Raw genomic sequence first — 21674 nt, 5'->3', positions numbered from 1 at the left:
GCACGCTCCCCACGGGGCGCCATCCGAGATCTGATGCTCCGTCCGCTCCGCCGCGGATACCCCTCCCCCGTACGGAGGAGCCGCGAACCCCCGTACGGGGGAGGGCCCCGCGTACCCTGTGCCGGGTGAACGCCATTGACCGCACCCCTGCCGACCTGCTGCGATCCGCGCTCGCCGCCGATCCGGGCCGCCCGCTCGTCACCTTCTACGACGACGCCACCGGCGAACGCGTCGAATTGTCCGTCGCGACCTTCGCCAATTGGGTGGCCAAGACCGCGAACCTGCTCCAGGGCGACCTGGGGGCCGAGCCCGGGGACCGGCTCGCGCTGCTGCTCCCCGCGCACTGGCAGAGCGCCGTGTGGCTGCTCGCCTGCGACTCGGTCGGGGTCGTGGCCTCGGTGGGCGGGGACCCGGGCGACGCCGATCTCGTGGTCAGCGGTCCGGACACGCTGGAGGAGGCGCTGGAGTGCGGCGGCGAGCGGGTGGCGCTCGCCCTGCGGCCGCTGGGCGGGCGCTTCCCGCAGCCCCCGGCGGGGTTCGCGGACTACGCGGTGGAGGTGCCGGGGCAGGGCGACCGCTTCGCGCCCTTCGTCCCGGTGGATCCCGCCGGCCCCGCCCTGGTCGTCGGCGGTGCGGAGCTCTCGCACACGGCCCTGGTCGACCGGGCCCGCGAGGACGCGGCGAAGCTCGGGCTGGGCGAGGGGTCTCGGGTGCTGACCGGGCTGGGCTACGACACCTGGGAGGGGCTGTCCGCGGGGCTGTACGCCGCACTGGCCGCAGGGGCCTCCGTGGTGCTCTGCCGGAACCTGGACCGGCTCTCCGCCGAGGCGCTGGCCCAGCGGACCGAGAGCGAGCGCGTCACCCACACGGTCTGAAACCGGGGCGCGGCCCGTCACCCGGACTGATCAACCTCGGGAACGGCCGATCTGTCACCCGCATGGCCCTAGACACGACCCCGCCCCCGGGCTGCCACGACACCCCGGGGGCAGGATCGGCAGTGGCCGTGCTCACCCGTACGGCTGCTCGCAGCGGCGAGGGGAAGCACGCCAGTGACGGACAGCGCAGGCATACCGGGCGGCACCGATGCGGCCGGAGGCGAGCCACGGCCTCCGCGGAACCGCAGGCGCCGGCTGCTGCGCTGGATCGGCCTCGGGCTGGTCCTGCTGGTGCTGGCGGGGACGGCCACCGGCTGGTGGCTCTACAACAAGCTCGACGGGAACATCACCGAGGACACGTCGGCCGCGGCCGAGCTGGAGCGCTACGAGCGCGATCGGCCGGCGCCCCTCGCCACGGGCGCCCGGAACATCCTGCTGATCGGCTCCGACTCGCGCTCGGGCCGGGGCAACTCCGGCTACGGGCAGGACAAGGGCACCCAGCGCTCGGACACGACGATCCTGCTGCACCTGCCGAAGGACCGCAGGAGCGCGACGGCGGTGTCGATACCCCGGGACCTGATGACGGAGATCCCCTCCTGCCTGCAGCCGGACGGGAGCCGCACGCGCGCCTCCTTCGCACAGTTCAACTGGGCGTTCCAGTGGGGCGGGGCCGCCTGCACGATCCGGACCGTGGAGAAGCTCACAGGCATCCGGATCGACCACCACATGGTCATCGACTTCCGCGGGTTCAAGCGAATGGTCGACGCCGTGGGCGGGGTCGAGGTGTGCCTCAAGGCGCCGGTCGACGACGTACAGGCGAAGCTGCGGCTGCCGGCCGGCCGGCAGACCCTGCGGGGCGAGCAGGCGCTGGGGTTCGTCCGCGCCCGGCACAGCCTGGGCAACGGCAGCGACACCGAACGGATGGAGCGCCAGCAGCAGTTCCTGGGCTCGCTCGTCAAGAAGGTGCAGAGCAACGGCGTTCTGCTGAACCCGGCCCGGCTGTACCCGCTGCTGGACGCGGCGACGTCCTCGGTGACCACCGACCCCGGACTGGCCTCGCTGCGGAGCATGTACGAACTCGTACGGGGCGTACGGGGCATACCGACCGATCGCGTCACGTTCCTGACCGTGCCGCGTCGGCCCTACTCGCCAGACCCCAATCGGGACGAGCTGGTGGAACCGGACGCGACCCGGCTGTTCCGGCAGCTGCGGGAGGACGAACCGGTGACGGTGATTGCCCCGCAGCCGAAGGCGTCGGCGCAGGCCACGGCCCCGGCGACCGCCGCGCCGACGCCGGCCGCGACCGCCTCGGAGGCGATTTCGGAAGGGAATTCGACCGGCGAGGGAACCTCGACCCCCTCCGCGCCCATCCCTACCTTCACAGGAACGACCGCAGAGAACACCGAGTGCCGGTAAAGCAATCCAAAAAGCCGGTGACCGAACCGAGTGGGATGGGCAGTTCGCCCCGTTATAAGGGGAGTGGAATTTGTCACCACCATGGTTTGCGGCCGAACAGGACGGATAAGGTGAGCGATCCGGTGCCCGGCCGGACCGGAGACCGGGTACCAGCAGCCGGATCGTTGACCGTGCGCCTTGGGGAGGCGCGTCGCGAGGCACCCGACGGAGGATTCGAGCAACCGTGGATGCGCAAAGCCGTGGGCGGGCGGATGAGATCGACCCCGCAGACCAGTGGGTGCTCAATCCCCGCACCGGCCACTACGAGCTGCAACTGAACGACTCCGCAGCGCAAGAGCGGCCCAAGGTCGCCGCTCCCCGCAGATCGTCGTCGGCACCCGCCGCCCCCAAGACCACCTCCCCCGGCGTGCCGGGGCCGCGCCGCGGCGACACCCCGCCGGGGGGCCGCAGGGGCGGCCGCTCGCGCAAGGGCGGCGGTGGCGGGCGCCGCAAGAAGGCCCTGCTGATCACCAGCGGGACGCTGGCGCTGCTGCTGGTCGGCGGCGGCGCGGCGGCGTACCTCTACTACGACCACCTCAACGGCAACCTCAGCGTCACCGACATCGCGGGCGCGGGCACCGGCGGCTTCAAGAAGGACCAGGCCATCAACATCCTGGTCATCGGCACCGACAAGCGCAGCGGTGCGGGCAACGAGGGCTACGGCGACAAGGACAGCGTCGGCCACGCCGACACCACGATCCTGTTCCACATCGCCAAGGACCGCTCCAACGCCACCGCGCTGTCCATCCCCCGCGACCTGATCGCCGACATCCCGGACTGTCCGACGAAGCAGCCGGACGGCACCACGAAGCAGATCCGCGGCACCAAGGGCGTGCGCTTCAACAACAGCCTGGGCCAGGAGGGCCGTGACGCGGGCTGCACGATGCGCACGGTCAAGGGGCTCACCGGCATAGAGGTCGACAACTTCATGATGGTCGACTTCAACGCGGTGAAGACCCTCAGCACCGCGGTCGGCGGCGTGCCCGTCTGCCTGGAGAAGGCCGTCGACGACGAGGACTCCAAGCTCAAACTGCCGCAGGGCGAGCACCGGCTGCAGGGCGAGCAGGCGCTGGCCTTCGTACGGACCCGGCACGCCTTCGGCAACGAGAGCGACCTGGACCGCATCAAGACCCAGCAGCAGTTCCTCGGTTCGATGATGCGTGAGATGAAGTCCAAGGAGACGCTGACCAGTCCGAAGAAGTTCTTCTCGCTCGCGGAGGCGGCCACCAAGTCGCTGACGGTGGACCAGGGACTGGGCTCCATCGACAAACTCACCGACCTCGCGGGCGAGTTGAAGGACATCGACCTCAAGAACATCACCTTCACCACCTTGCCGGTGCTCGACAATCCGGCCGAGAAGGTCAAAGCGACCGTCGTGGTCAACCAGGCTCTCGCCGAACCGCTGTTGCAGATGATCCGGGGAGACGTCTCGCTCACGGAGGTCGAGAAGAAGGAGCAGGCGGCGAAGGAGGCGGCCGACGCGGACGCGAAGGCCAAGCAGGACGCGCTGCTCCAGGGCAACCGGGCACCCGCGGGTGACGTACGGGTGAGCGTCTACAACGGCGGCGGGCCCAAGGGCGCCGCCTCCACCACGGCGCAGTGGCTGCAGAACTCCAAGGGGATGTCGAAGGCCGGCAACCAGGGCAACGCGCCCGAGAAGGTCGCCGCCACACAGCTGGAGTTCGCGCCCAACCAGGCCGATCAGGCCCGGGCGCTCGCGGACGCCCTCGGGCTGCCGGCGACCGCACTGAGGATGGGGACGACGGACGCGGCGTCGAAGACCCCGATGAAGCTGACACTGGGTCCGGACTTCCAGAAGGCGGGCAGCCCGCTGGCACCGCCGGTTCCGCAGGAACTGCCCAAGGACGTCCAGCAGGCGCAGGCCGACAAGGCGATCTGCGCCAAGTAGCGGGACGTGGCCGGTCGGACCGGCGCAATGTCGACCAAGAAGGACCTTGAGGGGGATACGCGTGAGGCACAGCGACGTGCGGGAGGAGGGGGCGAGCGCCCAGGCCGACGGGGACATACCCGCCGGCGGGGCGGGCGCGCCCGGCACCGTGCCCCGGCCGAGGGACGGCTCCAGGTCGGCCGGCCGGGCCGGTGCCCGTCCCGCCGGGCGGGGCCGCCGGCGCGCCCTGCGCTGGATCTCCTCCGTCCTGTCCCTGCTCATACTCGGGACCGCGGCGGCCGGCTACCTGTACTACCGGCACCTGAACGGCAGCATCCAGACGGACGCGCTGAACCTCGGTGAGAACAAACTGGGCGGTTCCAAGCCCAACGCCTTCGGGCAGACCCCGCTGAACATCCTGCTGATCGGCTCCGACGCGCGCGACGACGCGGAGAACCAGGCCCTCGGCGGCGCCACGGACACCTTCGACGGCCCGCCGCTCGCGGACGTCCAGATGCTGCTGCACCTCTCGGCGGACCGCACCAACATGTCCGTGATCTCGATGCCGCGCGACACGATGCTGATGATGCCCAAGTGCACCGAACCGGGCGGCAAGGTGCACCCGGCCAGCAAGGGCCTCGTCCAGACCAACGAGTCGATCCAGCGCGGCGGACCGGGCTGCACCGTCGCCGCCTGGACCGAACTGACCAAGATCCCCATCGATCACTTCATGATGATCGACTTCAAGGGCGTGGTCCGGATGGCGGACGCCATCGGCGGCGTCCCGGTCTGCGTCGAGCAGAACGTGCACTCGCGCACCCGTGACGGCAAGGGCTCCGGCCTGAAGCTGCCGAAGGGGACAAGCGTCATCCAGGGCGAGACGGCCCTGCAGTGGCTGCGCACCCGCTACGGCTTCGAGGACGGCACCGACATAGGCCGCACCCACGCCCAGCACCAGTACATGAACTCGATGGCCCGGGAGTTCCGCAAGAACGCGAAGCTCAGCAACCCGGTCAAGCTCAACAGCCTGGCGCAGGCGGCGATCGAGGCCATGGTCGTGGACACCGGCCTGAACAAGATCGACAAGCTGTTCGACCTCAGCATGGAGCTGAAGAAGGTCCCGCCGGGCCGGATCACCATGACCACCATGCCGTGGATCTACAGCAGCAGGCCCGGCCTGGACGGCCGCGTCGAGCCCAAGCCGGGCGAGGCCGAGGACCTGTTCCGGATGGTCCGCGAGGACATCGCCCTCGACGGCCAGGGCTCCGGCTCCCCGTCGGCCTCCGCGACCCCCGCGGCCACGGGCGCACCGGCCTCGCCGTCCGCCCCGGCCCAGCAGCCGGGCACGGCCCCGACGTCCGCCGCCACGGCCGCGCCGCCCGCGAAGATCGCGGTCACCGTCCGCAACTCGACCGGGAGCAAGGACGGCGCCCAGTCCAGGGTGAACGGCCGTGCCAGCGAGGTCGCCGCCCTGCTGACCGGCAAGGGCTTCACCAAGGTGGTCGCCGACAGGCAGACGGCCGCCGAGGACACCTCGGTGATCCGCTACGCCACCGACGCCCAGGCGGCCGACGCGGCCGCCGTGGCCACCGCCCTCGGCCTGCCCGCCGGCTCGGTGCAGAAGTCCGACCAGGTCGCCGGGATCGTCGTGTTCGTCGGCAACGACTGGCGGACCGGTGGCTCGCCGGCCGCGCCGCCGCCGGCCCCGACCAAGGCCCCCGACTCCGCTCACGCCCTCAACGGCGACAACGACCAGGCCTGCATGCCGATCCAGCCCGGCTTCACCTGGTAGCAGCTCAGCGGACGCGGACACGGGCACACGGAAGGGGCCCGGCGCGGGAACTGCGATCGTACGCAGCTTCCGCGCCGGGCCCCTTCGTTGTGTCTCAGGCCTGCGGGACGCCGGGCACCACGGCCGGGCGGCGGCTCGCGATGAGCTTGTCCGCCAGCGCCCGGGGGCTGGTCAGGAAGCCGAAGCCCCAGCTCAGGTGCATGGTCGCCAGGGCGACGGGGATCTGCGCCCGGGCCCCCAGCGACAGCCCGCGGCCCGCCGGGACGGAGCCCACGGTGATCGCCGCGAGGTAGCCCGCCGGGACGGCGAAGCCCAGCGGGGTGAGGGTCACGCCCACGACCACGCCCGCGGCGAGCGCGCAGACGAGGGTCGGCGGGGCCAGGTAGCGCATGTTGATGGAGCCCGAGTGGTAGCGGGCCACCACGTGCCGCCAGCGGCCGTAGTCCTTGTACTGCTTGGCCAGGGCCTTGACCGAGCGCCGCGGGCGGTACTGGACCTTCAGCTCGGGCGAGAACCAGATCAGCCCGCCGGCCTCGCGGATGCGGAAGTTCAGCTCCCAGTCCTGGGCGCGGATGAACTCCTCGTTGTAGCCGCCCTGCTGCTCCAGCGCCTCACGGCGGAAGACGCCGAGGTAGACGGTCTCGGCCGGGCCGGCCTGCCCGCCGGTGTGGAAGGGCGCGTTGCCGACGCCGATCTTCGAGGTCATCGCGGCGGCGACGGCCTCCTCCCAGGCGTTCTCGCCTTCGGCGTGCATGATCCCGCCGACGTTCTGCGCCCCGGTCTCCTCCAGAAGGCGGACCGCGGTGGCGATGTAGTTCGGGGAGAGCATGCCGTGACCGTCGACGCGTACCACGATCGGGTGACGCGAGGCCTTGATGGCGGCATTGAGCGCCGCCGGGGTCCGGCCGGTCGGATTCGGGACGGTGTGGACTCGGGGATCCTCGGCGACGAGTTCGGCGGCGATCTCGTCGGTGCGGTCCGTGGACGGCCCGAGTGCGATCACCACCTCCATCTCGCCCGCATAGTCCTGTTCCAGGATGTGGCGGACGGACTCACGGAGGTAGTGCTCCTCATTGAGCACCGGCATGATCACCGAGACTGCGGGCTGCTGGGCGGGCATGTGGTCCTTCAAGGTCGGGTATCGGTGTCACGTTACCGCGTACGGGGGAACCAGGTGCGCGCCGAGTGATCGGTAGGGACAGCGGCTGATCGTATGGGCCTACTGTTCTGTCGAATCAGCCGGCTGAGCTGCCCGAAGGCCGGCCCGTCCTTCGACCGGTATCCCTGTGCTCCCGCGGAGGTGTCCACCGTGCCCCAGCCGCACCGTCCCATCCGTCCAGCCGGGCCGCCCCGGCCGCAGCGCGTGCGGCGCGGCGGCGGCGGACCGGCCCGGCACCGGGAGGGCCGGCCGCGCTGGGGGGTGCGGCTCGCGGCCGGGCTGTCGGTGGCGGTGCTGGGCTCCGGGGCCATCGGGCACGCGGTGATGACCGGTCTGGACACCGGGATCGAGCGGGTGGACCCGTTCAAGGACATGAAGAACCGCCCGCAGGCCGGACACGGCATCAATTTCCTGCTGGTGGGCACCGACGGCCGGGAGAAGGTCAGCCCCGAGGAGAAGCGCGAGTACCGGCTGGGCGGGGCGCCCTGCCACTGCACCGACACGATCATGCTGGTGCACCTGTCGGCGGACAGGAAGCGGGCGAGCGTCGTCAGCCTGCCCCGCGACAGCTACGCCGAGGTGCCCGCGCACCGCGACCTCGTCACCGGGAAGGCGCACAAACCCCACCCCGTGAGGCTGAACGCGGCGTACGCGGAGGGCGGGCCCAACCTCACCGTGCGGACGGTCGAGAACATGACCCGGGTGAAGATCGACCACTATCTGGAGGTCGACTTCACCAGCTTCATGAAGACGGTCGACGCGATGGGCGGCGTGGAGATCTGCACCGCCAAGACCATGCGCGACCCGAACACCGGCCTCGACCTGCTGCCCGGCACCCACCGGCTGACCGGCGGACAGGCCCTGCAGTACGTGCGCTCGCGCCACGTCGACGGCGCCTCCGACCTCGGCCGGATGCAGCGCCAGCAGCGGTTCGTCGCCGCCCTGATCAAGCAGGCGACCGGCGGCGGCGTGCTGCTGAACCCGGTCAAGTTCAAGGAACTCAGCTCCACCCTGCTCGGCTCGGTCCGCGCCGACCGGGGCTTCGGCTCGGAACAGATGCTGGCGCTCGGGCAGGCGATGCGGGACTTCACCCCCTCCTCCTCCGAGTTCGCCTCGGTGCCCATCGGCAGCCCCTCGTACCGCGTCAAGGGCATCGGCTCCACCGTGAAGTGGGACGAGCCGAAGGCGGCCAGGCTCTTCGAGGCGCTGCGCGAGGACCGGCCGCTGGCCCCGGCCCGGCCCGGGAAGGCCGCCGCCGGCCGGCCCGCCGCCGTACCGGTGGACGTACCCCCGGCGCAGGTCCGGGTCCAGGTGGAGAACGGGACGCGGATCGACGGACTGGGCGGGCGCGTCGACGCCGCGCTGCGCGCCACCGGTTTCGACACCACGCGGGCCCCGGGCAACGGCGCGAGCCGCGACGTCAAGCGCACGGTGATCACCTACGACCCGCGCTGGGACCGCTCGGCGCGGTCGGTGGCGACCGCGCTGCCGGGCAGCGAGCTGCGGGCGGTCGCGCGGCAGGGCCGGACGGTCACGGTGATCGCGGGCGCCGACTACCGCAAGGTGGTTCCGGTGCGCGCGGAGGACCCATACCAGGGCGCCTACGGGGTCGTCAGCGGCGACCAGGTGGTCTGCGGGAGCTGACGGCCCGTACGCGGGAGCCGGAGGGCCCGTACGCCGGCGGCACGGCGGCCGTACGGGCCCCGCGCGGGCCGTCTCTCAGTCGTCGAAGCCCTGGGCGGCGCGCTCCTCGCGCAGCGCCATGATGGCCTGTCGGCGGGCGAGCCGGTGGGTGCGGCGGATCTGGGCCTCCTGGTAGCGCCGCTCGTCCTGCTCCGTCTCCGGGAGCACCGGCGGGACCTGGCGGGGCTTGCCGTCGGAGTCGACCGCGGTGAAGACGAGGTAGGCGCTGCCGACCTGGGTGGCGGGGGTGGACTCGTTCCACCGCTCGGCGAGGACGCGTACGCCGATCTCCATGGAGGAGCGGCCGGTCCAGTTGCACTGGGCCTTCACGTGGACGAGGTCGCCCACGCGCACGGGGGCGAGGAAGGCCATCTCGTCCATGGAGGCGGTGACCGCCGCACCACCGGAGTGACGGCCCGCCACGGCGCCGGCGGCGTCGTCGACCAGCTTCATGATGACGCCACCGTGCACCGTGCCCAGGAGGTTGGTGTCGTTGGCGGTCATGATGTGGCTGAGGGTCGTCCGGGAGGCAGCGGTCGGCTTCCCGGGCAGCTCGCCCGGTATCTGTGTCATACGGACACCTTAGATGGGGCGCGCAGGCATCAGCTCTGCAACAGCACCGGTACGGATCCTCCCCCGGGCTGTCGCAGGCGCCGCCCCGGCAGGCATCCTTGGGCGCATGAATGACTGGCCAGAAGGTCGTGACGACGCCTACGGACGCGGCAGCGCGCGTCCGCAGCCCGAAGGTGTGCAGCGGATGCGGCACATCCAGCGGCAGCCCCAGCAGCCGCCGCGGCCCCCGCAGCCCGTGCCGCCCCCGCGGCCGCAGCGCCCGGCGGGGCCCCCGCCCACGCCCGGCGTCCCTCCGCAGCAGGCGGGCGGCCACGACACGTACGGCGGTTACGACAGCGGCTACAACACCGGCCAGGTGTACGGCTCGCCCTCCGGCGGCGCCCCGGGCCGGCCGCAGGGTCCCGGCGGGCCGTCGGGCCCGAACGGCCCCGGGCGGGCGCCCGGTCCGGCCCCGGACTGGCGCAGGCGGATCAAGGTCGGCTCGATCGTGCTGGTCTCCGCGCTCCTTGTGACGTCCGTCTCCACCTACTTCTGGGCCGACTCCAAGGTGCGCCGCGAGGTCGACCTCTCCAAGGTCATCGAACGGCCGAAGGAGGGCGACTGCACGACGTACCTGATCGTGGGCTCGGACAGCCGTGAGGGCATGTCCGACGAGGAGAAGAAGAAGCTCCACACGGGCTCGGCCGAGGGCAAGCGGACCGACTCGATGATGATCCTGGCGAAGTGCTCCAGCGGGAACACGATGATCTCGCTGCCGCGCGACTCGGACGTGGAGATCCCCTCCTTCGTCGGCTCCCAGTCCGGCAAGCAGTTCCCCGCGCAGGGGCGGCGGGTCAAGCTGAACGCGGCGTACGCGGAGGACGGCCCCGAGCTGCTGGTGCGCACGGTCGAGCACAACACGGGCCTGCGCATCGACCACTACGCGGAGATCGGCTTCGCCGGCTTCGCGAACATCGTGGACGCGCTGGGCGGTGTCGAGCTCGACATCGAGCAGGGCTTCAAGGACGAGAAGTCCGGCGCCGACTTCAAGGCGGGCAAGCAGACGCTGAACGGCGAGCAGTCGCTGGCGTTCGTCCGTACCCGCTACGCCTTCGCCGAGTCCGATCTCCAGCGGACCAAGAACCAGCAGAAGTTCCTGGCGGCGCTCGCCAACCAGGCCGCGACCCCGTCGACGATCCTGAACCCGTTCGCGCTCTACCCGATGCTGGGCGCGGGCCTGGACACCCTCATCGTCGACAAGGACATGGGCCTGTACGACATGGGCCAGATGTTCTTCGCGATGAAGGGCGTCAACGGCGGGAACGGCGTGTCGATGAACATGCCGATCTCCGGTCAGCGCGGCGGCAACCTCGTCTGGGACAAGGCGAAGGTGCAGCAGCTGGTGAAGCAGATCCAGAACGACGAGAAGGTCACCGTCCGCGGCAACTGACCGCGGACGGGGTGCCGCCCCGCCTCCCCGGACCGGGAATCAGGCGTCCGGGGAGAAGCGGATGGCGGCAGCGGGCAGCTCGGCCTCGCACCACACCCGGGCGCCCGCGCGCAGTTCGTTGTCGGCGCCCACGACGGCGCCGTCGCCGACGACGGTGCCGTCGAGCACCGTCCGCGCGCCCACGGCGGCGCGGGCGCCGATCAGGCTGGCGTTCACCTGCGCGTCCGAGCCGATGACGGCGTCGTCGAGCACGATGGAGCCCTGGACGACCGCGCCGGCCTCGATCCGGGCGCCGGCGCCCACGACGGTGCCGCCCGACAGCTTGGCTCCGGCGGCGACCTGCGCGCCGGGCAGGACCAGGAACTCACCGCGGCGGCCCGGTACGGCCGGTGAGGGGACGACGCCGCGGACGAGGTCGGCGGAGGCCTGGATGATGGACTCGGGCTTGCCGAGGTCCATCCAGTAGGTGTTCTCGGTGACCCCGTGGAGCGTGGCCCCGGAGGCGAGCAGGCCGGGGAAGGTCTCGCGCTCGACGGAGACCGGGCGGCCGGCCGGGATGGAGTCGATCACGCTGCGGCGGAAGACGTAGCAGCCGGCGTTGATCTGGTCGGTGATGATCTCTTCGGGCGTCTGCGGCTTCTCGGTGAAGGCGAGCACCCGTCCGTCGGGGTCGGTGGGGACGAGACCGAAGGCGCGCGGGTCCTCGACCCGCACCAGGTGCAGGGAGACGTCGGCGTCGGCCGCCTCGTGCGCGTCCACCAGGCCGCGGATGTCCAGGCCGGTCAGGATGTCGCCGTTGAAGACGAGGACGGAGGAGTCGGGGCCGCCGGTCAGACGCTGCCCGGCGTTGCGGATGGCGCCGCCGGTCCCCAGGGGCTCGTCCTCCACCACGTATTCGAGGCTGAGGCCGAAGTCGGAACCGTCCCCGAAGTAGGGCTCGAAGACCTCGGCGAGGTAGCAGGTGGCCATGACGATGTGCGTGACACCGGCGGCGGCGGCCCTGGCTATCTGGTGGGCGAGGAACGGGACGCCTGCCGTGGGGACCATGGGCTTGGGTGTGTTCACCGTCACGGGGCGCAGCCGTGTCCCCTGTCCGCCGACCAGCAGGATCGCTTCCGTCATTGCGTTCTCCCCAACCGATTCCGGCGTACGAAGGTCCAAATTTAGCCCATCCGGGGGCGCCCGGAAGCCGGTGCCGGATGTGTCGGCGGGCGCCCGCCGCGGGCAGGGGCCCGGACCGGGACGACCCCCGGCCGTGGCCGGGGGTCGTCCTGGTACGCGCAGGTCGCAGGCTTGCGGCTACGGCAGGTTGCGAGCCATGACGATCCGCTGGACCTGGTTCGTGCCTTCATAAATCTGCGTGCTTCACGGTGCATCTGGCGCTGACCTGCACGGACACCCCTATAAAGGGTGCCTCCCCAGGATTCCCCCGTGATCACTTGCCTGTCTCTCCTGGTCAGACCGCTGTGGTGTCTGCCACTCGTACTACGGGGCTCCGGCGGCCCCCTTGACGCCCCTGCGGTGCAGGGATGACGCTCATGCAAGTTGGCGTAAGCCACTCGACACCGGAGGCAGTCATGGCACTACGGTTCATCGGGATTGATCCAGACACCGGGCAGCAGGGCTCCCCCACCGTGTGGGTGGACGAGGAGAAGGGGGAGCTGGTGCTTCAGGGCTGGAAGCCAGACGAAAAGCTTGAGTCGGAGTGCGCGGCGTTCGAGGTTGCCGGGCACGCCCCGGGCATCCCGCCGCACGAAGCCGTGATTCGGATTCCGGCCCGCATGGTGCCGATGCTCAGGAAGGCGTGCGATGTCGCAGAACGAGCCGGGCTTTAACGAGCTGCTGGCCGCAGCCAAGCACTCGGCTGTTCACCTGGAGCTGCGCGACTCGTACGGCGTCGGGGATGAGGCTGAGGACTTCGAGAGCTGGAAGCGCACGGGCCAGCGCGACATTGACCCGACGTCCTCCTACTGGACGCCGTGGGTCGATTTGATTCGGAGCACGGTCGCCCGAGGCGTGGCGGTCCGCCGCGCTCGCGTTGTGTCGGAACCGGTAACGGATTACATCCGGTACGAGCACGCCGGCACCGTGGTCAACCTGCACGCCGGAGAGCAGGTTCGCTGGCTCCCCAGGCGGCAGGCTTCGGACATCGCGCTTCCCGGAAACGACTGCTGGGTGTTCGACGGCGAGATCGTGCTCTTCAATCACTTCTCCGGTGATGGGAACTGGTCCGAGCCTGGCTGGGAGGTTCGTTCCGAACCCGCCGTGGCACGACTGGCCTCGGCTGCGTTCGAGGCGGTCTGGGAGCGCGGCATCCCGCACGAGAAGTACACGATCTGACCTGACGGAAAACGAAGAGCCCACTCATGTCTGCGTCCCCCTCGTCCAGCGCCCAGGCTGCCCGTGAAGCCATCGCCGCCCGTCTCGGGGGCCTCCGCAAAGACGCGGAGCTGACCGGGCATGAGTTGGCTCTTCGGTGTGGCTGGAGTCCCGCGAAGTCGTCCCGCATTGAGCGGGCCAAGACCCCAGCATCGGCCGCCGACATCCGCGCTTGGTGCAAAGCGTGCGGAGCAGAGGACCAGACAGACGACCTGATCGCGGCGAACCGCCAAGCCGACCAGATGTACGTCCACTGGCAAAAACTGCACAGACACGGCATGCGCCGGGCGCAGGAGGAGGTTGTCCCTCTTTACGAGCAGACCCGCCACTTCCGCGTGTACTGCTCGAACGTGGTGCCGGGCATGCTCCAGACCGAGGCATACGCGGCAGCTCTGCTATCGACGATTGCTGCCTTTCAAGACACCCCTGATGACTCACAGACGGCGGCAGCATCCCGAATCGAACGCTCACGCGTGCTCCATGACGGCAACCACCGCTTCGCCCTTCTGTTGGAAGAAACGGTGCTCCGCTATCGCATTGGCGACGCTGCCACCATGGCTGGGCAGCTCGGCTACCTGTTGGCTGTCATGGCGCTTCCGAACGTGAGTCTCGGAGTGATCCCATTCACGACCCAGCGGCTTGTCTGGCCCCTGGAAGCCTTTTACCTCTTCGACGGCCGCCAAGCGAGCGTGGAGCTGCTCACGGCCGCAGTGAACGTCACGGCGCCCAGCGAGGTGGCCACGTACGCCAAGGCGTTCTCCGAGCTGTCCAAGCTCGCCGTCTACGGTGCACCCGCCCGGGCTCTGATCTCGGATGCGATCACGTCCCTGGATTAGTTCGTGTGCAAGCTCGTGCAAGACCGTGGCCCGCGACATTGCCCGCTTTCTAGGGTCGTTCCATCGACCTCGTAGGCAATCGGGAGGGGCGCAGCATGACCATGACGGAACCCAAGAGGTGGCACGAAGAGTCGGTCGCGTTGCCGCTGCGACTGGCCCCGCGACCCGACCCGATCCCTGGGTGTCCCGAGTGCATGCGACTGGCACAGCTCCGGCAGTCCGCCGACATGGAGCGGGACCAGACGACTTCCACGGACTGCGACATCCTCATGCGGATGCACGACACCGGGCACCGCTGATGGACATGCAGACGTGGCGCAACGGCCGTGAGCAGGCAGTGAACGCCGCTGAGGCGATACGGGCCGCGCTGGCCACCCTCGGGGTTCCCGAGTCGACGTGGAGCGGTATACGCCCCACCGTCACCCACAACGGCCACCCGTACGTGCACATGGGCATGCTGCCCGCCCAGGTCGTGGAGCAGATCGCGGAAGCCCTCCGCCTCCCCTCGGCTCCCTGAGCCGGCCTTCCGACTCCTGCCATCGCTACCCCTCACTGCGGCGGCAGGCAGACCCGCGATGCGCGAAGGAGGTGAAGCAATGACCGACCCCGGTGACAAGTCCGGAGAGGGCGGAAACCCGTTCCCGCCGCCGCCCGCAGCCTGATCAAACCCGAGAGGAGCAACGACATGACAACCATGCTGGAATCCCCCGTCGCCTTACGGCACGGGCGGGACCTCGTCAGTCCCGAGTTGTTCGAGAGGGTGTCGGAGTTCTGCGCGGAGGAGTACGGACACGAGCTGTCCACCGCCCGCCGGATCGTGGACCAGGCCCTTGCCTTCCTCAAGGTCATGGGCGACACCCGCGCGTTCGACATGACCCCGTCCGACGCGGTGGACCCCGGATGGCACTCGTTCGTCCTCCACACCCAGGCGTACGCCACATGGTGCGAGGAACAGTTCGGGTTCTTCCTCGGACACGAGCCCAAGGCCACCGTCCGCACCCGCCCGCTGATCGGTTCCGTGGTGGACCGCGTCAAGGCCGCCGGATTCCACGTCGATGACCGGCTGTGGGGCGCGGCGAAGGACTGCAACCCGCCCGCGTGCTGCGGTGACGGCGACGGCTGCTGATCCACTCCCACTGAACGGAGGCGGTCCGGGCGTGGCTAAGGCGCCCGGACCGCCACAGCCAAGGGTTCCAAAGATGAGCAGCAAAGACGAGGGCCTGACGGGACGAGGTCGGGTCACGGTGTTCGCGATGTTCGGCACGGTCTTCGGCTACGCCACCCACCATCTTGACGAACGACGGATCGGGGACGTGGCCGTGATCGGCCCCCTGACCCCCGGTGTCGAGTGGCCACGGCTGTGGCAGATGGCCCGTTCCTGTGGCAGGCCCGCAGCCAAGGAAACCGAACTCGCACAGTGGATTCTGATCCAGGCGACCCGGGCGTTCGTCTGCGGAAGCGACCGTATCGCCCAGTTCCACGACCAGGGCTGGAAGCTGGTGCCCGGTGGGAAGCGCGTCAGCTTCGAAACCACCTACGCCAACCGAGACCACCTGTGGACCGGCAACCTGACCGTGGACGGTCTCAGCCCTGACCAGGCAGCCGAGCGTCCTTCGCTCTACCGCGCGTAGAGTCCAGCACCGACTTGGCCTTGTCGGTCACCTCTCCACCGGCCTTGCCCACCACCGTGCCCAGGTAGCCGTCCCTCCGCGCCTTCTTCAAGTGGTCCTTGACCGTCTCCGGGCGCCGCTGGATCAGCCGGGCAAGCCACGGGACCGGAGCAGGGGCCCCGCCCGCAGCCATCGCGGAGTAGGTCAGGGCCAGAGTCGCCAGGTAGCGCTCCGAGACGCCCTCCTCGGCCAGCAGGCGCCCTGCGGCCTCACCCGAGGCGTCTAGCCGTTGCGTGAAGTCCTGGAGGGTCCTCTGAGCCTCCGGCGCCTTCCTGGCCAGCTGCATGGCGGCAGCGATGTCCAGCCTCCGGAGAACGGTCGTGGAGATGCCCCGCACGACGTCGCCGGGTTCGGCATCGTCGGCCGGTTCCACCGTCATGCGCTGCGGACCACCCGTGACAGGCCCCTCCGGCCACCACAGCCGGACCACCCAGCCCCCGTACTGCTGAGTGATCTCGAATCCACTCTCGTCTGCTCGCATGCCCCGACCATACACCACCCAGGGCGGTCCACCCGGTGTTGACAACCCAGGGTGGTCAGTGCGCAGACTTGTGGGAGGGGGCAGCCGCGAACGGCACGGGGGCGGCCCATTCACGACGAGAGAGGCCGGCACGTGGCAAGGGCATGGGTGGCTCGTTCCAAGGACGACCCGAAGAAGTGGACGACGTTCTGGTACGACCCGGACGGCAAGCAGCGGCAGAAGTCGTTCGAGACGAAGAAGCGCGCTGACGATCACCGGAAGCGGAAGGAGCAGGAGCTAGACGCCGGGACCTACCTGGACGACAAGCTGGGGAAGCAGCCGGTGACGGCGGTCTGGGAGCAGTGGACGAATCAAAGGAAGCTGGAGAACAGCACCAAGAAGCAGTACCGCTCGATCCAGAACACGACCCTCGAACCGTTCTTCAAGGCCCGCTCCATCGTGTCGTTGAAGGTCGCGGACATCGAGCAGTGGCTGTTGTGGATGGAGCAGGACCGCAAGCTCTCGGCTCGTACCCGGCGCCAGCGGTTCTCGTTCTTCTCCGGAATGATGGACTGGGCCGTCGTCAACGAGATCATCGGGCGCAACCCGTGCAAGAAGATCAGGCACGCGGGCAGCCGCGCCAAGGAGATCCGCGAGCACAAGAGCAACGCCCGGCGGCTGACGACTCGGGAAGTCCTGGCGATGCTCAACGGGGCCCCGCCCCGGTACCGAGCGATGCTCTGGCTCATGGCGGGATGCGGTCTGCGGATCGGTGAGGCCATGGCGGTCTCCCGCGATCAGATCGACTCCCAGGCCGAGGTTCTGCGCGTTGACTTCCAGATCGCCGAGGACGGCGAGTCCGAGTCAGGGAAGAACAGCGCGCTACAGCGGCGGCACGTCAAGGCCCGTGACGAGGAGGAGCCAGGGCGCATTGTGCCCCTCCCTCCGAACGTCGCGTTCGAGCTGCGCAGGCACATCAAGAACCACGGTGTGTGGGGGCCGGAGCGCCTATTGTTCCCGAACGTGACCCGGACCGGGTACGTGTACGCCTCGTACTTCTACCGGCAAATCTGGCTGGTCGCCCTCACGAAGGGCGAGGTGCCCTACTGCAAGCCGCACTCCATGCGGCACTACTACGGCTCCCGACTGCTGTACGCGGGCGTCCCTGAGAACGACGTGGCCGACTGGATGGGGCACAGCAGCACGGACGTGCTCCGCGAGCACTACCACTACATCTTCGAAGGGGCCGAGCAGCGCGGGCGCGCAGCCATCGCGACCATGCTGACGCCCGGTGCGGACGATCCCACGGAGCGGGACGAAGTCGCCTGACCCCACCCATACGGAAGGCCCCCGGCGTGATGCCGGGGGCCTCGTCGTTTATGCAGGTCAGCACCCGTTCCGCGCCCGATGTCTGCCCAGGATTTCCCCAGCATGACGCTCAGGAAAGGCTCGGAACGGACCCGAACGGACCGGAAGCCGATCACGACTCCCGGAGCAGCACAGATAGCCTCTGACCTGCGAAAACCCTGCTACGGCAGGTTGCGAGCCATGACGATCCGCTGGACCTGGTTCGTGCCTTCATAAATCTGCGTGATCTTGGCGTCGCGCATCATGCGCTCCACCGGGTAGTCACGGGTGTAACCGTAACCGCCGAGGAGCTGGACGGCGTCCGTGGTGACCTCCATGGCCACGTCGGAGGCGAAGCACTTGGCCGCGGCGCCGAAGAAGGTCAGGTCGCCGTCGACGCGCTCGGACTTGGCGGCGGCCGAGTACGTGAGCTGGCGGGCGGCCTCGATCTTCATGGCCATGTCCGCGAGCATGAACTGCACGCCCTGGAAGTCGCCGATCGGCTTGCCGAACTGCTTGCGCTCCTGGACGTAGCCCTTGGCGTAGTCCAGCGCGCCCTGCGCGATGCCGAGCGCCTGGGCGGCGATCGTGATGCGGGTGTGGTCGAGGGTCTTCATCGCGGTGGCGAAGCCGGTGCCCTCGGCGCCGATCATGCGGTCGGCGGGGATCCGGACGTTGTCGAGGTAGACCTCGCGGGTCGGGGAGCCCTTGATGCCGAGCTTCTTCTCCGGTGCGCCGAAGGACACGCCCTCGTCGCCCTTCTCGACGACGAAGGCGCTGATGCCCTTGGAGCGCTTCTCCGGGTCGGTGACGGCCATGACCGTGTAGTACTCGGAGACGCCCGCGTTGGTGATCCAGCGCTTGACGCCGTTGAGCACCCAGAAGTCCCCGTCGCGCACGGCGCGGGTCTTCATGCCGGCGGCGTCGGAGCCCGCGTCCGGCTCGGAGAGCGCGTAGGAGAACATCGCGTCGCCCTTGGCGAGCGGGCCGAGGTACTTGGCCTTGAGCTCCTCGGAACCGGAGAGGATCACCGGGAGGGAGCCGAGCTTGTTCACGGCCGGGATGAGGGAGGAGGAGGCGCAGACGCGGGCCACTTCCTCGATCACGATGACTGTGGCCAGGGCGTCGGCGCCGGCACCGCCGTAGGTCTCGGGCACGTGGACGGCGTGCAGGTCGTTGGCGACCAGCGCGTCGAGGGCCTCCTGCGGGAAGCGGGACTCCTCGTCGACGGCGGCTGCGAACGGCAGGATCTTCGCCTCGGCGAGCGAGCGGACCGACTCGCGGAGCATGTCGTGCTCCTCGGCCGGGCGGTACAGGTCGAAGTCGGCAGAACCCGCCAAGATCTCTCACTCCCCAGTGACATGCGATACGTGATGCTAACTACCGTTAAGTAACCCAAGTTTAGTGTCCCGGTCACGGATGGCGATATGGACGGGCCACGTGAGCTGCATGACAGAGACGGTGCTCCTGGGGACCGTCCCCGCCGGTGGGCCCGACTATGCTCAGTGGCCGCAAACGGCCCCGCACCTCTGGAGCACCCATGGCCCCCCTCAGAATCACTGTGATCGGCACCGGCTACCTCGGCGCGACCCACGCCGCGGCGATGGCGGAGCTGGGCTTCGAGGTGATGGGGCTCGACGTGGTGCCGGAGAAGATCGAGATGCTGGCCGCGGGCCGGGTGCCGATGTACGAGCCCGGGCTGGAGGAACTGCTGGCCAAGCACGTGGCCGGGCTGCCGGGCTCGACCGGGCGGCTGCGCTTCACCACCTCCTACGAGGAGGTCGGCGCCTTCGGCGACGTCCACTTCGTCTGCGTGAACACCCCGCAGAAGTACGGCGAGTACGCCTGCGACATGTCCTACGTCGACGCCGCGATGACCTCGCTGGCCCCGTACCTGACCCGCCCGGTGCTGGTCGTCGGCAAGTCCACGGTGCCGGTCGGTTCGGCGCGGCGGCTGGCGGAGCTGCTGACGGATCTCGCCCCCGCGGGCGAGGACGTGGAACTGGCCTGGAACCCCGAGTTCCTGCGCGAGGGCTTCGCCGTCCAGGACACCCTGCACCCCGACCGGATCGTGATCGGTGTCCAGGGCGAGCGCGGCGAGAAGGTGCTGCGCGAGGTCTACGAGACGCCGCTGTCCGAGGGCAGCCCGCTCGTCGTCACCGACTTCCCGACCGCGGAGCTGGTGAAGACCGCGGCCAACTCCTTCCTCGCCACCAAGATCTCCTTCATCAACGCGATGGCGGAGGTCTGCGAAGCGGCCGGCGGTGACGTGGCCAAGCTGGCCGAGGCCATCGGCCACGACGAGCGGATCGGCGCGAAGTTCCTGCGTGCCGGCATCGGCTTCGGCGGCGGCTGCCTGCCCAAGGACATCCGCGCCTTCATGGCGCGCGCCGGCGAGCTGGGCGCCGACCAGGCGCTGACCTTCCTGCGCGAGGTCGACTCCATCAACATGCGGCGGCGCGGGCACATGGTCGAGCTCGCCCGCGAGGCCGTCGGCGGGTCCTTCCTCGGCAAGCGGGTCGCCGTGCTCGGCGCCACCTTCAAGCCGGACTCGGACGACGTACGGGACTCGCCCGCGCTGAACGTGGCGGGCCAGATCCACCTGCAGGGCGGACAGGTCACCGTCTACGACCCCAAGGGCATGGAGAACGCCCGGCAGGTCTTCCCGACCCTCGGGTACGCGGACTCCGCGATCGCGGCGGCCCAGGGCGCGGAGGTGGTCCTCCACCTCACCGAGTGGCGCGAGTTCCGCGACCTCGACCCGGCGGAGCTCGCCTCCGTCGTCACCGACCGGCTCGTGCTGGACGGCCGCAACGCGCTGGACCCGGTGCGGTGGCGTGCCGCCGGCTGGACGTACCGGGCGATGGGGCGGCCCCGAGCCTGACCCCTGCGGGGGGCTCGGCCACTGAAAGACCCGGGGCTCCGCCCCCGGCCCCGCGCCTCAAACGCCAGCGGGGCCGGACTGGAGGCGGCGGCGGGCGGTGAATTCGGTGTCGCGGATTACGCGGAGGGCGTTGCCCCAGGTCAGGAGGGCCAGGTCGGACTCCGGCCAGCCGCGGTCCAGGAGTTCCGCGATCAGCCGCGGGTAGCCCGAGGGGTCGGTCAGGCCCGTCGGGCGGGGGCCCGGCGGTTCGGTGCCGAAGGCCGCGCCGAGTCCGACGCAGTCCGGGCCCGCGACCGCCCGTACGTGGTCGAGGTGGTCCGCCACCGCGTGCAGGGAGTCCCCGGTGCGCGCGGTGTCGAAGGTGACCATCGCGAGGCCCTTCGCCTCGCGCAGCAGGGCGAGCACCTCGTCGGTCGCGTTCCCCGGATGCGGGTTCAGCGCGGCGGCTCCCGTGTTCGAGATGATCACCGGGGCCTTCGAGGCGCTCGCGACCCGGTGGGCGACCGCCGGTTCGCAGCCCGTGAGGTCCAGCAGGATCGCCAGCCGGTTCGCCTCCTGGACCACCTCGTGGCCGAAGGCCGTCAGCGTCTCCTGCGCCCAGGGCGCTCCCGCGGGCGCGAGGATCCGTACGCCCAGTGCGTGGAAGGCGCGCAGCGCGCCCAGGGAGTCCGTCAGCGTGCGGCCCGGCACGGGCCCGAGGAACGAGGCGATCCGGCCGCGGTTGCGGGCGTCCGCCATGTCGTCGGCGCTGAGCGCGAGGCAGAGGCTGTCGGGGTAGCGGCGCATCAGGGTCAGCGCCGCGTCGATCTGCTCCAGGGTCTCGGAGACCACCCGGTCGCCGGCCGCGCCCTCGCCCGGCCCGCCCTGCGATGGTACGAGCAGGGACCAGAACTGGGCCCCCACTCCCCCGGCGCGCAGCCGCGGGATGTCGGTGTCGACGCCCGCGTCGGGGGTTTCGATGTCGTGGTACGGGCTCTGGCGCAGGGTCCAGACCAGCGTGTTGCACCCGTCGGCGACGGGGTGGACGGACAGCAGCGCGGCGGCCCGTTCGAGGGTGCTCGCCTGCGTCCCGGGTCCGGCGGGGGCCGGGAGGTCCTCGGCCCCGATGCCCACGGAGTGGGGTTCGTCCTGCAGGTCGGCCATGGCGTTCGCTCCGGTCTCGGCGGCAGCAGGGAGAGATGCTGCCACCGTGACACGCGGGGCCGCGCGGCCGCCCGGCAGGGGTGGCGTTCGAGTGAACCGCA

The 21674-nt window shown here is 70.2% G+C and carries 20 protein-coding genes; 14 read left to right on the top strand and 6 right to left on the bottom strand.

The annotated features are described in order from the left end of the window. The first annotated feature begins 125 nt into the window (after window positions 1-125). From AAT21_RS23870 to AAT21_RS23855, 4 genes are all read left to right on the top strand, one after another. A complete protein-coding gene (locus AAT21_RS23870; protein ID WP_046778963.1) occupies window positions 126-875 on the top strand; it encodes a TIGR03089 family protein in 750 nt (249 codons plus the stop codon). Window positions 876-1049: 174 nt separating this feature from the next. Next, window positions 1050-2291, top strand: coding sequence for an LCP family protein (locus AAT21_RS23865; protein ID WP_046778962.1), 1242 nt, complete (start codon window positions 1050-1052; stop codon window positions 2289-2291). Window positions 2292-2514: 223 nt separating this feature from the next. Beyond that, the gene (locus AAT21_RS23860; RefSeq protein ID WP_046778961.1) at window positions 2515-4239 is read left to right on the top strand and encodes an LCP family protein; all 1725 of its coding nucleotides are present in this window, start codon (window positions 2515-2517) and stop codon (window positions 4237-4239) included. 61 nt (window positions 4240-4300) lie between these two features. After that, complete coding sequence (locus tag AAT21_RS23855) at window positions 4301-6010, top strand: LCP family protein (protein ID WP_235439155.1); 1710 nt, start codon at window positions 4301-4303, stop codon at window positions 6008-6010. 94 nt (window positions 6011-6104) lie between these two features. On the opposite strand, the gene AAT21_RS23850 is transcribed toward AAT21_RS23855, so the two are convergent. Beyond that, complete coding sequence (locus AAT21_RS23850; RefSeq protein WP_046778959.1) at window positions 6105-7130, bottom strand: glycosyltransferase family 2 protein; 1026 nt, start codon at window positions 7128-7130, stop codon at window positions 6105-6107. 189 nt (window positions 7131-7319) lie between these two features. Here AAT21_RS23850 and AAT21_RS23845 point away from each other — a divergent pair, with 189 nt between their 5' ends. Beyond that, the gene (locus AAT21_RS23845) at window positions 7320-8813 is read left to right on the top strand and encodes an LCP family protein (RefSeq protein WP_459543215.1); all 1494 of its coding nucleotides are present in this window, start codon (window positions 7320-7322) and stop codon (window positions 8811-8813) included. A gap of 75 nt (window positions 8814-8888) precedes the next feature. Here AAT21_RS23845 and AAT21_RS23840 read toward each other — a convergent pair whose 3' ends face one another. Continuing rightward, window positions 8889-9425, bottom strand: a complete 537-nt coding sequence (locus AAT21_RS23840) for an acyl-CoA thioesterase (protein ID WP_030034027.1) — start codon at window positions 9423-9425, stop codon at window positions 8889-8891. 106 nt (window positions 9426-9531) lie between these two features. Between AAT21_RS23840 and AAT21_RS23835 the strand changes: the two genes are divergently transcribed. Continuing rightward, a complete protein-coding gene (locus tag AAT21_RS23835) occupies window positions 9532-10854 on the top strand; it encodes an LCP family protein (RefSeq protein WP_079025911.1) in 1323 nt (440 codons plus the stop codon). 39 nt (window positions 10855-10893) lie between these two features. On the opposite strand, the gene manB is transcribed toward AAT21_RS23835, so the two are convergent. Then, window positions 10894-11976 carry a mannose-1-phosphate guanylyltransferase gene (gene manB, locus AAT21_RS23830; RefSeq protein ID WP_046778956.1) on the bottom strand — a complete coding sequence of 361 codons (1083 nt, stop codon included), beginning with the start codon at window positions 11974-11976 and terminating at the stop codon, window positions 10894-10896. A gap of 455 nt (window positions 11977-12431) precedes the next feature. Here manB and AAT21_RS23825 point away from each other — a divergent pair, with 455 nt between their 5' ends. From AAT21_RS23825 to AAT21_RS23795, 6 genes are all read left to right on the top strand, one after another. Then, window positions 12432-12689 (top strand): hypothetical protein, encoded by a 258-nt coding sequence (locus AAT21_RS23825; protein WP_046778955.1) that lies wholly within the window; start codon window positions 12432-12434, stop codon window positions 12687-12689. After that, window positions 12664-13194, top strand: a complete 531-nt coding sequence (locus AAT21_RS23820; RefSeq protein ID WP_046778954.1) for a DUF6879 family protein — start codon at window positions 12664-12666, stop codon at window positions 13192-13194. Before AAT21_RS23825 ends, AAT21_RS23820 begins: the two co-directional genes overlap by 26 nt. Before the next feature lie 26 nt (window positions 13195-13220). After that, on the top strand, window positions 13221-14069 hold the full coding sequence (locus AAT21_RS23815) for a helix-turn-helix domain-containing protein (protein ID WP_046778953.1): 849 nt from the start codon (window positions 13221-13223) through the stop codon (window positions 14067-14069). Between the two features lie 298 nt (window positions 14070-14367). Beyond that, window positions 14368-14586 (top strand): hypothetical protein, encoded by a 219-nt coding sequence (locus AAT21_RS23805; protein WP_046778952.1) that lies wholly within the window; start codon window positions 14368-14370, stop codon window positions 14584-14586. Between the two features lie 168 nt (window positions 14587-14754). Next, entirely contained in the window at window positions 14755-15195 is a 441-nt protein-coding gene (locus AAT21_RS23800; protein WP_200904450.1) for a glycine-rich domain-containing protein, read from the top strand. 73 nt (window positions 15196-15268) lie between these two features. After that, on the top strand, window positions 15269-15700 hold the full coding sequence (locus AAT21_RS23795) for a hypothetical protein (protein ID WP_046778951.1): 432 nt from the start codon (window positions 15269-15271) through the stop codon (window positions 15698-15700). Here the strand turns inward: AAT21_RS23795 and AAT21_RS23790 are convergent. After that, complete coding sequence (locus AAT21_RS23790) at window positions 15654-16220, bottom strand: hypothetical protein (RefSeq protein ID WP_046778950.1); 567 nt, start codon at window positions 16218-16220, stop codon at window positions 15654-15656. The two genes, AAT21_RS23795 and AAT21_RS23790, sit on opposite strands and share 47 nt — an antisense overlap. A 132-nt stretch (window positions 16221-16352) precedes the next feature. Here AAT21_RS23790 and AAT21_RS23785 point away from each other — a divergent pair, with 132 nt between their 5' ends. Beyond that, window positions 16353-17528 carry a tyrosine-type recombinase/integrase gene (locus tag AAT21_RS23785; RefSeq protein WP_046778949.1) on the top strand — a complete coding sequence of 392 codons (1176 nt, stop codon included), beginning with the start codon at window positions 16353-16355 and terminating at the stop codon, window positions 17526-17528. Between the two features lie 200 nt (window positions 17529-17728). Here the strand turns inward: AAT21_RS23785 and AAT21_RS23780 are convergent, their stop codons facing one another. Further along, the gene (locus AAT21_RS23780; protein WP_030659849.1) at window positions 17729-18886 is read right to left on the bottom strand and encodes an acyl-CoA dehydrogenase family protein; all 1158 of its coding nucleotides are present in this window, start codon (window positions 18884-18886) and stop codon (window positions 17729-17731) included. A gap of 200 nt (window positions 18887-19086) precedes the next feature. Between AAT21_RS23780 and AAT21_RS23775 the strand changes: the two genes are divergently transcribed. Continuing rightward, window positions 19087-20430 (top strand): UDP-glucose dehydrogenase family protein, encoded by a 1344-nt coding sequence (locus AAT21_RS23775; protein ID WP_046778948.1) that lies wholly within the window; start codon window positions 19087-19089, stop codon window positions 20428-20430. 57 nt (window positions 20431-20487) lie between these two features. Here the strand turns inward: AAT21_RS23775 and AAT21_RS23770 are convergent, their stop codons facing one another. After that, window positions 20488-21573, bottom strand: coding sequence for a membrane dipeptidase (locus AAT21_RS23770; RefSeq protein WP_046778947.1), 1086 nt, complete (start codon window positions 21571-21573; stop codon window positions 20488-20490). Window positions 21574-21674: the final 101 nt, after the last annotated feature.

It is taken from the genome of Streptomyces yangpuensis, assembly GCF_001005295.1.
GTDB lineage: Bacteria > Actinomycetota > Actinomycetes > Streptomycetales > Streptomycetaceae > Streptomyces > Streptomyces yangpuensis.
The sequence above is the reverse complement of the archived record's forward strand: the minus strand, read 5'-3'. Positions and strand labels throughout refer to the sequence as shown.

What these genes read in the sequence shown, in the direction of transcription:
- AAT21_RS23850 (WP_046778959.1), bottom strand. Translation starts at nt 7,130, where the DNA reads ATGCCCGCCCAGCAGCCCGCAGTCTCGGTGATCATGCCGGTGCTCAAT.
- AAT21_RS23840 (WP_030034027.1), bottom strand. Translation starts at nt 9,425, where the DNA reads ATGACACAGATACCGGGCGAGCTGCCCGGGAAGCCGACCGCTGCCTCC.
- AAT21_RS23835 (WP_079025911.1), top strand. Translation starts at nt 9,532, where the DNA reads ATGAATGACTGGCCAGAAGGTCGTGACGACGCCTACGGACGCGGCAGC.
- manB (WP_046778956.1), bottom strand. Translation starts at nt 11,976, where the DNA reads ATGACGGAAGCGATCCTGCTGGTCGGCGGACAGGGGACACGGCTGCGC.
- AAT21_RS23825 (WP_046778955.1), top strand. Translation starts at nt 12,432, where the DNA reads ATGGCACTACGGTTCATCGGGATTGATCCAGACACCGGGCAGCAGGGC.
- AAT21_RS23820 (WP_046778954.1), top strand. Translation starts at nt 12,664, where the DNA reads ATGTCGCAGAACGAGCCGGGCTTTAACGAGCTGCTGGCCGCAGCCAAG.
- AAT21_RS23815 (WP_046778953.1), top strand. Translation starts at nt 13,221, where the DNA reads ATGTCTGCGTCCCCCTCGTCCAGCGCCCAGGCTGCCCGTGAAGCCATC.
- AAT21_RS23805 (WP_046778952.1), top strand. Translation starts at nt 14,368, where the DNA reads ATGGACATGCAGACGTGGCGCAACGGCCGTGAGCAGGCAGTGAACGCC.
- AAT21_RS23800 (WP_200904450.1), top strand. Translation starts at nt 14,755, where the DNA reads ATGACAACCATGCTGGAATCCCCCGTCGCCTTACGGCACGGGCGGGAC.
- AAT21_RS23795 (WP_046778951.1), top strand. Translation starts at nt 15,269, where the DNA reads ATGAGCAGCAAAGACGAGGGCCTGACGGGACGAGGTCGGGTCACGGTG.
- AAT21_RS23790 (WP_046778950.1), bottom strand. Translation starts at nt 16,220, where the DNA reads ATGCGAGCAGACGAGAGTGGATTCGAGATCACTCAGCAGTACGGGGGC.
- AAT21_RS23775 (WP_046778948.1), top strand. Translation starts at nt 19,087, where the DNA reads ATGGCCCCCCTCAGAATCACTGTGATCGGCACCGGCTACCTCGGCGCG.
- AAT21_RS23770 (WP_046778947.1), bottom strand. Translation starts at nt 21,573, where the DNA reads ATGGCCGACCTGCAGGACGAACCCCACTCCGTGGGCATCGGGGCCGAG.